Source organism: Marivirga harenae (genome assembly GCF_030534335.1).
Taxonomy (GTDB): Bacteria; Bacteroidota; Bacteroidia; order Cytophagales; family Cyclobacteriaceae; genus Marivirga; species Marivirga harenae.
The window spans coordinates 3456267-3470082 of record NZ_CP130565.1; the positions used below are offsets into that span (position 1 = coordinate 3456267).

The 13816-nt window shown below is 31.9% G+C and carries 12 protein-coding genes; 7 read left to right on the forward strand and 5 right to left on the reverse strand.

Translation table 11 applies throughout. The features are described 5' to 3' along the window. Nucleotides 1-36: 36 nt before the first annotated feature. Nucleotides 37-858 (reverse strand): LytR/AlgR family response regulator transcription factor, encoded by an 822-nt coding sequence (locus tag Q3Y49_RS14720; RefSeq protein ID WP_303269193.1) that lies wholly within the window; start codon nucleotides 856-858, stop codon nucleotides 37-39. 199 nt (nucleotides 859-1057) lie between these two features. Here Q3Y49_RS14720 and Q3Y49_RS14725 point away from each other — a divergent pair, with 199 nt between their 5' ends. The 4 genes from Q3Y49_RS14725 to Q3Y49_RS14740 are packed head-to-tail and all read left to right on the forward strand — an operon-like array spanning nucleotide 1058 to nucleotide 6087. Further along, nucleotides 1058-2197, forward strand: coding sequence for a tyrosine-type recombinase/integrase (locus Q3Y49_RS14725; protein WP_303269195.1), 1140 nt, complete (start codon nucleotides 1058-1060; stop codon nucleotides 2195-2197). After that, complete coding sequence (locus Q3Y49_RS14730; RefSeq protein WP_303269197.1) at nucleotides 2184-3620, forward strand: tyrosine-type recombinase/integrase; 1437 nt, start codon at nucleotides 2184-2186, stop codon at nucleotides 3618-3620. The genes Q3Y49_RS14725 and Q3Y49_RS14730 overlap by 14 nt, the downstream gene beginning before the upstream one ends. Then, on the forward strand, nucleotides 3617-5692 hold the full coding sequence (locus Q3Y49_RS14735) for a hypothetical protein (RefSeq protein ID WP_303269199.1): 2076 nt from the start codon (nucleotides 3617-3619) through the stop codon (nucleotides 5690-5692). The genes Q3Y49_RS14730 and Q3Y49_RS14735 overlap by 4 nt, the downstream gene beginning before the upstream one ends. Continuing rightward, nucleotides 5689-6087, forward strand: a complete 399-nt coding sequence (locus tag Q3Y49_RS14740; RefSeq protein ID WP_303269201.1) for a hypothetical protein — start codon at nucleotides 5689-5691, stop codon at nucleotides 6085-6087. Before Q3Y49_RS14735 ends, Q3Y49_RS14740 begins: the two co-directional genes overlap by 4 nt. Nucleotides 6088-6091: 4 nt before the next feature. On the opposite strand, the gene Q3Y49_RS18775 is transcribed toward Q3Y49_RS14740, so the two are convergent. Beyond that, a complete protein-coding gene (locus Q3Y49_RS18775; RefSeq protein WP_367892455.1) occupies nucleotides 6092-6304 on the reverse strand; it encodes a helix-turn-helix domain-containing protein in 213 nt (70 codons plus the stop codon). Nucleotides 6305-6400: 96 nt separating this feature from the next. Here Q3Y49_RS18775 and Q3Y49_RS14745 point away from each other — a divergent pair, with 96 nt between their 5' ends. Beyond that, the gene (locus tag Q3Y49_RS14745) at nucleotides 6401-6595 is read left to right on the forward strand and encodes a hypothetical protein (RefSeq protein ID WP_303269203.1); all 195 of its coding nucleotides are present in this window, start codon (nucleotides 6401-6403) and stop codon (nucleotides 6593-6595) included. 57 nt (nucleotides 6596-6652) lie between these two features. Here the strand turns inward: Q3Y49_RS14745 and Q3Y49_RS14750 are convergent, their stop codons facing one another. Further along, nucleotides 6653-7450 (reverse strand): ion transporter, encoded by a 798-nt coding sequence (locus Q3Y49_RS14750; RefSeq protein WP_303269204.1) that lies wholly within the window; start codon nucleotides 7448-7450, stop codon nucleotides 6653-6655. 6 nt (nucleotides 7451-7456) lie between these two features. Next, nucleotides 7457-8251 (reverse strand): SH3 domain-containing protein, encoded by a 795-nt coding sequence (locus tag Q3Y49_RS14755; protein WP_303269205.1) that lies wholly within the window; start codon nucleotides 8249-8251, stop codon nucleotides 7457-7459. A gap of 800 nt (nucleotides 8252-9051) precedes the next feature. Between Q3Y49_RS14755 and Q3Y49_RS14760 the strand changes: the two genes are divergently transcribed. Then, complete coding sequence (locus Q3Y49_RS14760) at nucleotides 9052-9501, forward strand: TlpA family protein disulfide reductase (RefSeq protein ID WP_303269206.1); 450 nt, start codon at nucleotides 9052-9054, stop codon at nucleotides 9499-9501. A 290-nt stretch (nucleotides 9502-9791) separates the two neighbouring features. Here Q3Y49_RS14760 and Q3Y49_RS14765 read toward each other — a convergent pair whose 3' ends face one another. Then, on the reverse strand, nucleotides 9792-13262 hold the full coding sequence (locus tag Q3Y49_RS14765; protein WP_303269207.1) for a T9SS type B sorting domain-containing protein: 3471 nt from the start codon (nucleotides 13260-13262) through the stop codon (nucleotides 9792-9794). Between the two features lie 141 nt (nucleotides 13263-13403). Here Q3Y49_RS14765 and Q3Y49_RS14770 point away from each other — a divergent pair, with 141 nt between their 5' ends. Next, on the forward strand, nucleotides 13404-13745 hold the full coding sequence (locus tag Q3Y49_RS14770; RefSeq protein ID WP_303269208.1) for a phage holin family protein: 342 nt from the start codon (nucleotides 13404-13406) through the stop codon (nucleotides 13743-13745). Nucleotides 13746-13816 lie beyond the last annotated feature (71 nt).

Genomic DNA, 13816 nt, shown 5'->3' on the forward strand with positions numbered 1-13816 from the left:
TAAAAATAAAATACCTTAAGCTGATGAGTTTATAGGCTATCCTGATGATGGGGTATTGAAGCGCTTTTTGAAATCTAAGGCATAAGTTCTACTTAATCTGACGAGATCTCCGTTTTTCAGTCGTAAATCATAGTCTCCATTAAGTCGAGACTTATACGAGACAACTGAATTAATATTCACAACTGTTGATTTATGGACTCTAAGAAAAATGGAATCATCTAATTGCTTGCTAATCGATTTTAGACTATCTGTATACAAATACTTTCTATTTTCAAGATGGAGAGCTACATAAGGTGTTTCAGACCTAATTATCTGAATATCCTCGACATGTACAATAGTTTTTTCCTGCCCATTATTGATCACGATTTTATCAAGAAAGGGTGCATTTTGCGAGCTTTGAGTTTCTTTTTCAGCCCAAAAGTATTTGTAAACGAATACAAAAGTTCCATAAATAAGTAGGAGTTTATGGAAATCATTAGCCAAAGTATAGGTGAAGATTTTGTACAATCCGAAGCGACCTTCATAAAAAGTGATCGAAAAGAACAGAAAAACAAATGGAAGGACTAAAAGGTGGATCAATACAGGGATTATGATATAAAGGACAGTCCTTTGAATGCTTTCTAGGCTCTGATTTTGGAGGGACTTATTTAGCAATATTAAGCCAGGAATGAACAGCAGCCAAATAGTTTTAAACAATAGGGATTCACTGAAATAGAAAGAACCGCCATTTCGGTGAGCGTCTAGGTAGTCTTGAGTAATTGTTAGAGTACCAATGAAAATAATGACCGAGCCTAGAATAACCAAGAATCTATATTGGTGCAGGTACTTTCGATTGAAAACCGATCGTAGAAGTTTCATAGGATCTCACAATAATGATTTACCGTACTGAAGTTAATGATTTGAGAACTAATTTTCAAATATATGTCACAGTGATATAGATTAAAGTTATATAATTTATATTATGTTAAGTAAAGCCCCTAGTCATTATTGTTCATTTTTATAGCTCCTAATAAAAAAATCAAAATAAAATATTATAATTGTTAAAATATAAAATATAATGTTTTATACAAGGTCAATTCAAATCAATAAAGATTTATTCTTACCTCTACTATTTAGGGATGATACAAATCAACCATGTTATATCTTTTTAAAGTTTGTGTTGCTAGACCTGAGATACAAATATTCTAAAACCAATATTCGAAATAAATTGTATTGCATAAAGCGATTATATCAATATTCTGAATCAAGATATCAATCTTTTGAAAATTTATTAATTAGAGGTGAAAAACAACCAATTCAAGATATAATCGACTCATTCATCTATTACATTTTAGACAGCACTTCGCGATATAAACAATCTGTGGATTATAGAAATCTAATTTTACGATCTGTTAATGATTTCATAGAGTTCATTAATAGGGATTACAACCTTGAGATTTCACTAACTAAGCTGAGATCCTTTATTATTAAAAGTAGAACCACGTTACAGCGAAAAAACAACAGGGACATTGATTCTGATTTTTTGTTGACAGTGGTGCACATAGCTTCTCCTTCCAGTGAATTTAACCCTTTTAAAGAAGATGAGGGTATTAGAATTCGAAACTTCGTAATAGTATCACTACTTCAAGAGACTGGTATCAGAAAGGGTGAATTACTTACGTTGAAAATTGATTCATATCAGGAATTTGGAGACAGATTCTATATCGAAATTATGGATGATCCCGAAGAATTTGACCCAAGGTTTTCCCCTCCTTCCGTCAAAAATCTACAAAGCAATAGAACTGTTGCTATTTCAAAGGAACTGTTTATGGTAATACATTTTTATGTTATCACTTATAGAAATGTCGAATCAAATTCAGTAAGCAAATTTCTATTTTTAAGTGAAAAAGGTAATCCCCTAGGAAAAAACGCTCTAGCTAATATCATCAAGAAATTAGTTCAAAAAGCTAACGAAATTACAAATTCTAACTATAATATTAGCCCTCATGACTTTAGATATGCATTCGCTAACAACTTCTTATCTTTTTTAATAGATGAGAAAGGATATCCTTTGGACAAAGCTTTAGATCAGTTACGAGCGATAATGGGATGGACATTAACATCTGTAATGCCTAGCAAGTATGCAGCCAATTACATTTCTGATAAAGCAAATTTTACTAATCTTAAAAGAATAGAAAGTTTTTATGAGAATCTCTGAGTATATATTCCAGCGTACTGATGTTATAAAAACATCCCAAATATCTGACGATGATTACAATATAATTAATTTAAAATCAGATAATTGGGTTTTCATCTATGCAGGTATCAAATACTCTATTAATTGGTATTCTTATAAGGATCATGAAAAAAAAATTACTGATTTATACAAGGGCTTTTTAGCAAATCGATTAGAAACAAAATCTCCTGCAACTGTGAAAACTGATATAAGTGTTGTACGGACCTTATTAAAACTTAGATTTAATCCCTACTTGTTTAATTACGGCACTGAATTATCTAATTATTTTAAGAAGAGTAAAGAAAATTTCAACTCTTTTAAAATGTTTTTTAAGTGGATGAAAACGCAGAATGTAGAACTGGATTATCGGTCAGTTTTCAAAAGGTTAAAATACGACAAACCAGGAGTAAAAAACAGTTTTGGACACATTGCAATGCGAGAATTTGAAATAAAGAAGTCTGATCAAATCAGGCTAATCAAATTTCTGTATAGTACTCTAGAAACCTGTAAAAAGGATAAACTGGAATTTACTGAAGCCTTAATTGTTCTTTCGTCATTCGAACTGGGAATAAGACCAATTCAAACTATCTCTTTGAATGTAGGAGATTTCAAAGTCATTAAAAACATGGAGGCTGTATTCTACTCTCTTGATATAGTTAATGTAAAAAAATCAAATGATCAGCAACATATCAGAAAGAGAAGAGCTATTTCAAGTAAGTTGGGATTTTTTCTTGAGCTACTTGTTACTGGTAAAGACAGCAATGAACCTCTTTTTAAAACCAAGAAAAGAAAACGATTTACCTCTCCTGGAATCAGTAAAGTGATCAACTGTTGCTTAAAAGAGATGCTAATAGACACTTCGAAATTTGAAGGAAATACAATTTTAAGACATAGTTTAGCTCAAACACTTGCAGATCAAGGTAGCCCTGCTGAAGTAATAGCTGAAGCCCTAGGTCATAATAGTACAGTAGCTGGACGTGCATACGTAAATAACACCCCTAACATTGCAGAAATTAAATCCAGAGCTTTAGGTAAAAGCGACAGGTTTAAGGAAATAATAGAAATATTACAAACAGGAAGGCCTAAGAAAAAAGAAAACGTCCCGGAGGATCGATGGATTAGTGGCGTTGTTGGGACAGGATACATTGGGGGTATTGGTGGTTGCGGCCTCCCCTCCCATTCTTCATGCCCAAAAAACCCTGTGTACTCTTGTTACACATGTCAGAAGTTTCACCCATTTGAAAATGGCCCTCATACCGAAGTGCTAAAAGAGCTGCAAAATGAAGTGCAAATTTTTATAGATAATTCGACCGATTCAGGAGATTTGAAATTTAACAGGACGCTGGAACAATTAGAAATGGTCATAGAATCAGTTGCGAAAACAGTAAATCTTTTTAATAAATGAAAGGGGAAATAGATGAATTTATAAGAGAACAACAGGAATATCTTATAGGTATCGATGTTGATATTTGCTGGTCTGATGATAAATGGAATGTTTCCAATTGGATTCCAAATAGAGGTCAAGATAAATTTTTTGACTTCAGATCAATAAGAAGTAACCTAAACAGTATTCCGGCAGGCCAGCCCCTACCCAAGGAATTTAGCAGTTTTATCAAGGCCTTAGCTATTTATTTAAGAAGAACTCGAAGGACCGGATTTATGTCCATTCGAAATTATATAAATGAGCTACGAAGACTTTATGTATTAGTAATGCTACCACGAAAAGAGCAATCACCAGTTGTATTGACCAGATGGCATTTTGAAAAATCCTTACAACTTCGGGAAGAAGAAAATTATAAAAATATTTACGATGCTGCTGCTAACATTAAATTGGTCGCTGATGCAATTGACGAACTGAATCTTTTAAGCACTAGAATATCGTTTCAACATAGTTTTCAACCTAATAGATCCTATCATTCAAATAAAAGGCTCAGTGCGATATTTGATGATAACGAAAGAGATGATACTAAGACACCTAGCATGCAGCTTTTCGAGGCGTATGCTCAATGTACGAATAACCCTATAAATGAAAATGAGGAAATTTTACTTAGGACTATAGACTTACTAATCACATTAGGACAAAGAGGGAACGAGGTAACAGTAATTCCTTATGATTGCTGGCTTGAGTTGGAAAAGTACGATAAAAATGGCAGTGCTATTAAAGATGCAAATGGAAATAAAATTTTGGAAGTAGGCATTAAATACTACGCAGAAAAAAACTTCCAACCAAAGATACATTATTTATCAGACCAGGATGTTCCATTTGCTAAAAGAGCGGTAGAAAGGCTTAAAGAACTTACTCAGGAAGCACGAATAATTGCAAAATGGCAAGAAGACCATGCAGGTAAAGTCTGGCCAGAAAACCCTAATGAACTCATTGACGATGATTCAATAATGAATAGATACATTCATTTTAAAGGCTTTTTAGGTCTTCATAGATACATTGACAGATTAGGAATTCCTGTCATCAAATCAGATATCAATTCAGATAGAAATAGCAAAATTTATGGTCGCTACAAGAAGAGAAGATATTATAGAAGTGGTGAACTTGAAAGCGCTTTGTTAAAGAAACTTCCAGATCATTTTGATTTTAAAATTAATCATAATAATTCACTAAAAACTGTTTTAAAAACCTCTGAAATATTAAGTATTAGATTTGAAGGTGCTTACAGATTTAAGGAACGTGGAACTAGTTTAATCAAACTATTTCCGCATCGTACAACCTTGGCTGAAATCAATAGTGCGTTAGGTGCTGTATCTGCCAATGAATCAATCTTTGACCGAAGACAGCTAACAGAAAAAGATGGTTCCAGGTTGAAGATTACTTCGCATGCTTTTAGGCATTGGAGAAATACTATATATCAGCTTTGCGGTATGAGTAATGTTCAACAAGCATTAGCCCTTGGGCGTAAAGACCTTGCACAAAATAGTTATTATCAACACCAAAGTCCTCAGGAGAAAACGGATGATCATAGGAACTTTGTTAACTATAACGATAATATAGAAAAAGTTTCTTTCCTAAGAAAAGGAATTATGTCGGGCACAATACGAGGACCTCTAACAACTATCTACGAAAAAATAAAAGCCGAACAAAGCTCAAAAGACGCAGAGGAATTTCTTAAAGTTCATGCCTCGGCATTGCATGTGACTCCATTTGGAGGATGTACGCACGATTTTAGTCAGTCCCCATGCATGAAGCATTTACAATGCTGGAATGGCTGTTCCAATCTCCACAGGACAAATGACCCAAAAGAAACCGAGAGATTACATAAATTGAGAGAAAATTTTAAACAAGTCTATTCAAAGCTTAGCGTAAATCAAGGTAAAGATTCCATCTGGGTAAAGGATTTAAAACAAAAAATTGAAAATCTTGATATTGCTTTAAAATTAATTCCTGAAAAAACACCTAAGAAAATTTTTCCCAATGGAAAACAATTAAATCTGTCACAATCATCAAAAACAAGTTCGATTAAATGAAAAGTAAAAAATTAAGAGGAGAACATTTAGATAAGGCCATAGAAGATATCTGCAAAGAATATGTATATAAAGATCCAAAAACTTCACAGATTTCTAGATCTTTGATAAGAATAAAATTAGGGATAAATAGCAGGTCAACCTTTGTTGGTAAAAGAGGAGAGATTATAGATTATTACAAGGATTTACAACTCAAAAACGCAGGGTTAACAAAATCGGGAACAAAAAAAAGAGACTCTGATAAAACAATAGAAAACTTAAAGGAGGAGAATTTGAAGCTCAAAAAGGAACGAGATCAAGCTATAAGTGATTATGCAGCTATCCTTTATGGATTAAAAATAAGGGGAATTGATGCAGATGAAATATTTGAGCCTGTCCTAAACTCTAGAAAGAGATAAACTGTTAACTAAAATTTTTAAAAAAATCCTTAAAAGAACTATTAAGGGATTTAATAATTATCTCCAATCTTTTTACAGATGGACTCCTCTCTCCTCTCTCGATTTTCCCTATATAATCCTCATGAAGGTCGGTTTTAGCTGCTAGCTGCTCTTGGCTCAGATTTAATTCCCTACGCAATTCTGCGACTCTCTTTCCTATTTTCTTTTGGATATTCACGTAGTAAAAGTAGAGTGCAACTAATTTCTACAACACAGACTATTTGTGCGGATTGTGAATTAATCCCTATATTTAACCTTTATATAGAAATACTTGATGAGGCAATTAAGAAGGGTTCTGATAAAACACACTAAGAGTCAAGAGAAGACTGGATATTTTCACAGATATGTCTACATTTCAAATAACTATGAATCGATCACGAAAGCTTTAATAGAATTAGATTCTGGAGACTTAGAACTTTTTGATTTGAGAAGTATCAAGTTTCTTGATAAGCCAGACAATTACAATTAAAAAAAAAATTCTGTCATTATATTAAAGTAATACTTAATCATATTTCATACACCAGAGTTACTCCTTAATTGATTGTCCACAGGTTGGACATTTTCTATCATTTCCTTTCCTAACATTGATTTTTTCGATAAAGGCAGAACTTATTATTCCTGTAGGTAAGGCCACTAGCCCTATCCCTAATAGAGCTATTATACCACTGATAAATTTACCTAAACCTGTAATAGGGTAAACATCTCCGTACCCTACCGTTGTCAAAGTTGCTATGGCCCACCAAAAAGTGGAGACTATATTTTGAAACTTATCGGGTTGAACTCTGCTTTCAATGCTATACATTAAAGCCGAAGCTATAATTAACACGATGAAGGTTACGAAAATAGTTATTCCCAAATCAATTTTCTTCTCCTTCAAAACTTCTGAAATCAAATTGAGAGATTTAGAATATCTATTAATTTTAAACAATCTAGCAATTCTTAACACTCTAATCATCCTTAAAAATCTTAGGTCAATGACTATTAAAAAAGGAAGGTATGCAGGTAATATTGCTAATAAATCAATAATTGCAAGTGGAGAGATTATGTACCTTATGACAGATTTGAAAATATTGTCGGAGTGATATTTTATGCTTGAAGTGTATAGGCGACCAATATATTCTAATGAGAATATAATAACCGAAAAGATTTCAAAATAACTAAAATAAACACCATAATTATTTCTGATCTCAGCGAATGACTCTAGAATGATGGCAAATGTATTTAATAGAATTAAAGTAATAATAAATGTATTGAACGATTTACTCGCTTTTGTATTTTTATCATTTTCATTCAATAAGTTATACAGTCTATTCTTCAAGCTCATTGTAACTTAATTTTGGATTATGTCTATGTAACTACTTGAAACATACCCTTTTTCATTATTGTATTCTACATAGTGCCATGCCGCACCCTTATTTATTATTTTAACAGTATCCTGATTCGGAATTGAGTTTATTATGTCTCCTGTTGTTGTAGAATCATAGCGCATATTTAAACCAGAGTTTGAATTAATTAGTCCCAACTCAACTTTCTCTTTTGGAATTAGATCATCATCTCCAGATAAATCTGAATTCATTATCCAGTCATATTGTACATATCCTACAATACATGCAAGTACAAGGTATATAATTGCATTAATTTTTAAGGTTTTTAACTCTTTATCAGTTGCTTCTGCAGTTACATTTGTTTTGCTTTTCACATCTCTGTAGCCCTCTAGTCTACGGCCAGTCTTAAATCTCTTATCTTCCTTATAAATCCCTATTCTCTCAATAGAATAAAACCGAACGCTTCTTTTTGAAAAAGATTTAATAGACTTGTATATCCAATAAATGGGCCCTACGATGGGAAAAATAAAAGTAAAAAGAAATGAAAAAATAACTTTTACTATACTGATATTAACTGATTCTGGAAATAAACCTTCAGATTCAACATCTCCCCTGGAAACCAGATTTTCTCTGGAAACTTTATGAGCTTGGCTTTGAGAATGTGAATTATCGACAATTCTAATAGGCTTTGAATGTTTATCCCCATAAACTTTGTTACTGATTACCTTTCCACCATCTCGACCAACTTGATTTACAGCTGATCTAACGAACCCTTTAAATAAATTATTAATAAAACTCATGGATCAATACTTATACTTTTAACGTAAACAATAAATATTCAAATTACTTGGAATAATTTTACAATAAAAATATTCAGCCATATTTACCTAATTAAAATATTTCAAATATGAACACTTACTATGAACTCTTTTTTTAATAAAAGAAAATAAGTAATTGATTATCAGCGCTAATATTAAAATATGAACATACTGGAGTAAGCTTTAGTTAAGTTACTCTTTTTAATACCCACCTACTATTACTCATCTTCCATTCTGAATCTGTCTGTTCATGATCTCCCTAGCGTGAGTACTTAGCAAACTATTATCGCATTAAGACTCTACAATCCTGATGCTCTATTTTGATTTCTATGTCCCATTGTTAAGAGCTGTCTATTTTAAGCGCTGTATTTGGCTTTACTGCTAGTCATGCTGACCTCATAATTCTAAGTGCTATAGTTTACTTTCAGTCTGGCCATTGTACAGCTTTGTAGATCTATGCAAAAATAGCGCTTTAGAAAATCAGACTATATTGCTAAAGATTGCACGCTTTTTCCTGAAGCCTAAAAATACATCAATGATACCCTTTAAAGGAAACGTCAAGTTTCCATTTTATTCATAGTAACTAATGCGAACCTCAACTTAACATAATAATTTACGAGATGGTATTCTACAGCAATTAGATATTAACAGCTTCCTATCCGTTATCTATCAAACATATTGAACACAGTGGAATCACATATTCGTATTGGGTTAATATCGATCAAATCAAAGATGAAAAGCTATAAACTTTTTATCTTTGTGTCATATTATAATTATCAAGAATGGAAAAAGAAATCACCCCTATCCCATCCATAAAAGTGCAGGATTTTGGTTACAATGAGCTCAACTTACTTGAAAAGTACAAAGGAAAACCGCTAGTGATCATCATTTATAACAATCAATGTTTAGGATGTACTGGCAGAGCAATTCCTTTAGCTTATGAATATCAAAAAGAATATGCTGATCTTCAAGTAATTGGCATTCACAGCATTTTCAATAAGAAACCGGTAACCGAAGACGATATTAAGAGCATTTTCACCACCCAAGAACTGCCCTTCCCTATTTATTTAGATCAAAATCATCAGGTCTATGATCAATTTGAATCAGAAGGAACTCCACAATGGCTTTTAATTACAGCTGAAGGAATCTTGTATCGATCAATCTTTGGATCACAGTTAGGTGCGCAAAATAGGTTGATGTATGCATTGGATGCACTTTGTAATGAAGGATAATAATAGCCCTAAAACTAAACTGATTATTTTAATCTTACGAAAAAAGTCATTTTACATATCACTACTGAAGGTGAATCTATCCAGAAACGTTTACTTAATAAAATGAAGAATATCAGAAATGAATTAAACGAGCACTATATAGAAATCTTTACTCATGCTGGTGCTGCGAAGATGATGTTATCCAAAAGCAATCCTGATGTAGCTGAAATTGACTTCTAACCCCAAACTTGGTACTGCCCTCATTCATCCTTCAATATTTACTTGTAAATAGATTTTTACTATGAAATACTTTAGTTTTTCACTATTTGAACCCACCCTTTCATTTCTTTAATTTCACCGCATTCAGTTTCATAAAGTAGACTATAAACATAATTACCTGAATAGCCATTTGGCGCCTTCCATCCAAATGTCTGATCATAGCTTTCGAATACCTGCTTACCATAACGATCATAAATATTAATCTTGAAGTTTTTAAAAGGATAATCCGTTTTTATTCTGAAGACATCATTATAACCATCATTATTAACGGTTGCGACATTAGGTATAAATATATCCTGAGGATTAGGTTTAAACATGACATAAGTACTATTGGTTAAAAATGAACAGTTTTCTCTATAAACTTCAGCGTAATATTCACCACTTTCCGAGATTTGTATTTGAGCATCTTGTGTGCTTAATTCTTTAAAATCTGCCTCGTTTTCTGCTCGAAAATACCAAAGTACCTCATCACTAGGATCAATATTTTCAATTGCTATCGGGATCTCCTGCACACAATATTCGAGCTGCCCGCTTAAATTAAGTTTTGGAGAAAGCTCATGGTCAAGAACTTGAAATTCTTCTTCGATTTCCTCACATTCAGGATTTAGTAAGCGCACCTTATAAAAACCAGGATTTGCCGTACTAATGCTAATTAAAGTTTTTGCAGAATCTAACAGCTCATAATTATCATCCTTTTCTTTCTTACTGAACCAAGCAAAGCTTTCATCATTATTATTAACTTCTATAAATAGATTTATTTCTTCATCAATACATTTCGTAATAATACTATCTGATTTAGAAATTAAACTCGTATTTTGATAAACCTGAAAAGTTGTTGATTGAATGCAGCCGTTTAAGTTATAATTGATTGTATAATTACCCGATACTAACCTCGTTACATCAAGAATATTATCACTTATTACACTATCACCAATGCTCCACACTCCTCCTGCAGGACTTGCTGTTAATTCATAACTAGAAATATTGTTGCATAAATTAGGGATAGGGTTTAAAATTGAACTTAGTTCAAATACATGAACTAAACCTGATTTAAAACCACTTCTTGAATCACTATAAGGACTTCCTACAATTAAATATCCATTATTTACCTCAACACTACTTCCAAAACCAGAACTACTATTCCCATCAGGGTGTCTTATAATTTGTATATTATTTCCAAATACAGAATCTACCTCATTTAAATTTTCAAGATTATATACAAATAATAAATCCTGAATATTAGATTCATTCGAATTATCTTTTGCACTTATGTACAGGTCATTGCCGTTAATAGCTATATAGTTCCCAAAGTTAGTATAGCTGATGCTGCTATTCGGTTCTATGTAAAAGTCTTCAAAAATTGTCGCATCTAGTGTTGATTGTTCCGGTATTCTAAAACCATAAACTCGACCGTCAGAACCTTCATACTGTTTCCCATTATCATAATAGGTTTCTCCCACCAATAACACATCATTATGAATGGATATACTTTCACCAAATTTATCTAAAGAACTCTCATTTTTTGATGCAAAAACATAATCTGCTTTTCCTGATGTCCACGCTTCTGAGTTTATTTTATAAAGGTAAACTTTATTATCAACATATACACTTGTCGGTAAACCACCAGTTCCTATAGCGACATATTTATCATTAATTATTATATTACTGCCAAAAAAATCTAATCCGTATGTTTCATTATTTTGAAATTGCTTATCAACTATAAATTTCCCACTTATTTCATCATAACGATAAATATATACTCGGCCTTCTGCTTCAGAACTTCCATAATTATCATAAATCTCACTAATAGCTAAGATGCCATTATTGAAAGTAACGTTTCTACCAAACTCTCCTTGCTCATAATTTGATGAACCCATTAAGGGAGAGACTAAGGAAGAGGTATTCACCCATTTACCATTTATTTTTTCATAGATAAAAATTTTCCCAGTATTGAAATATTTATTGTTATCAGCTAAACTATCATAACCAGGAGAGCCTATAAATAGATAACCATCTTGTAATTCAAAGGTTGATGCAAAAGATTCATTATTTAATTTTTGAGGTGCTATTATTTCTTGATCAAAAACCCATTGATCATTTAATCTTTCATATAGATAAACACTACCCGATTTATCACCCCATTTATTTGAACTTCCTTTAGCTGATACTGCCAGTGTATTTTTACTTACTGAAAGTATAGCACCAAATTCATCATCGGATGCCGAAAAAAATTCAGAATTAAGAATACTTGAATATTCAATCATTTCTTCTGAAGATTTTAGATCAAAATCGTATACTAATATATTTTCATTTATTCTGTTACTGATATTGGAAATTGAATGCCGCGTGCTAATGAATAGTTGGTTCTCGTGATATATAGGATTAAATCCAAATTTCAAATAACTATCTCCAACATCTGAAGGCTTTTCAATAATATACATTTTATAACCATCACTACTAGTGGAGTCAGGTTTGTAATAAGTAAAATCATTTTCAACCTCGGGCACTGACCAAAAAATAACCCCTTGACTTACTGTAAGATTTATTCCTTTATTGCCATATAAGAAATCTTTTTTAATAGAAAGTGTTTCTGTAGTATCCTTCCATCCCATTTCAGGTTTATTATATATAAATAGACCATTTTTCGATGTTTCATCTCCAGAATTAGCAACAAATAAAGTATCATTCTCATAAGCCATTTTTATACCAAAATTATATTGAAAACTAATACTGGAGGTTAATTTTGCTACGGGTTCTAAATTCCAAATTCCCTCGCCATCTTTTTCAAATACATGAACTATACCTTGAAAAGATCTATCAGGGGCTAAAAAATCTGAGTTTGAGATAAATAAGGAATTGTCAGTTAATAGAACATCTGTATGGATTCCATAAAAAAAGCGATCCTTTTTGTCAAGAATTTCTTCAGCCAATACACTATGAGAATTTAAGTCTAATATCTTAATTATTAATTGACTCGAAAAACCATCAAACTTTCGATAAATGACTGCTAAATTCTCCTCATTATTCAAATCCATTTCTAGGATTCTTATGTAACTATTTTCCGCTAAATCATTTTCCAAGTAGAATACTTCTGTTTCCTTACCCGGCCAAGAACCTGTTTTATGCTGTCTATATATGAATAGTGCATCTGAATTGCTGGTATTTCTACTAACATTACCTGATGCAACAATTAAACTATCAATTGCTTTTAAATGATTTCCAAGTTGTTGATTTGAATTAACTTGAGATGTTGTAAGTTTTTGAAATATTTCCCATTTCTGATTTACTTTTTTAAAAACATTAATTATTCCAGCATTATATGCTAATGAATCATTATTAGGTTCATTGACAATCAAATTCTTTGAACTAAGCGAACTTGAATAACCAAAATAATTAAAAGACTTTATTTTAGGTTCGGGAGCAAGTTTTTGTATGTCACATTGTGCATAAAGACTACCATTACAAGATAAAACGATAGATAAAACAATAATAAGATATTTCAATATAGTTTAGTTTTGGGTGAGTTTTAAATATAATAAAAGCTTTATATTTATATGTATATATAGTGTTAAAACTATCTCCATTTTTAAAAGAATGGATTTAAATCTTAAGAAATTATCAAAGACTAAACTTGAAAGAAAATTATGGATCTAACAGAATTTATTATCAGATTACTTTTGTCAGCTGCCGCAGTATTCATTACAGCTAAATTACTCTCTGGAGTGAAAGTAGAGAGCTATGGTCAAGCCATCGTAGTAGCTATTATTTTGGGAATAATCAATGCAGTAGTAAAACCTATTTTGGTTTTTTTAACTATCCCGATCACTATTCTGACACTAGGGCTTTTCTTATTGGTAATTAATGCCTTGATGATCATGTTGGTAGATAAAATATTGAAAGGCTTCTCTGTCAAGAGCTTTTGGTGGGCTTTTTTCTTTAGTATTATTCTATCGCTACTGAATGCTATTTTGCAGTCATTATTTTAGCGCAAAAAAAAGGTTTGCAAATGAAGTGATAATCATTTCATTTGCAAACCTTTAAATGCTTTTATTGAAAG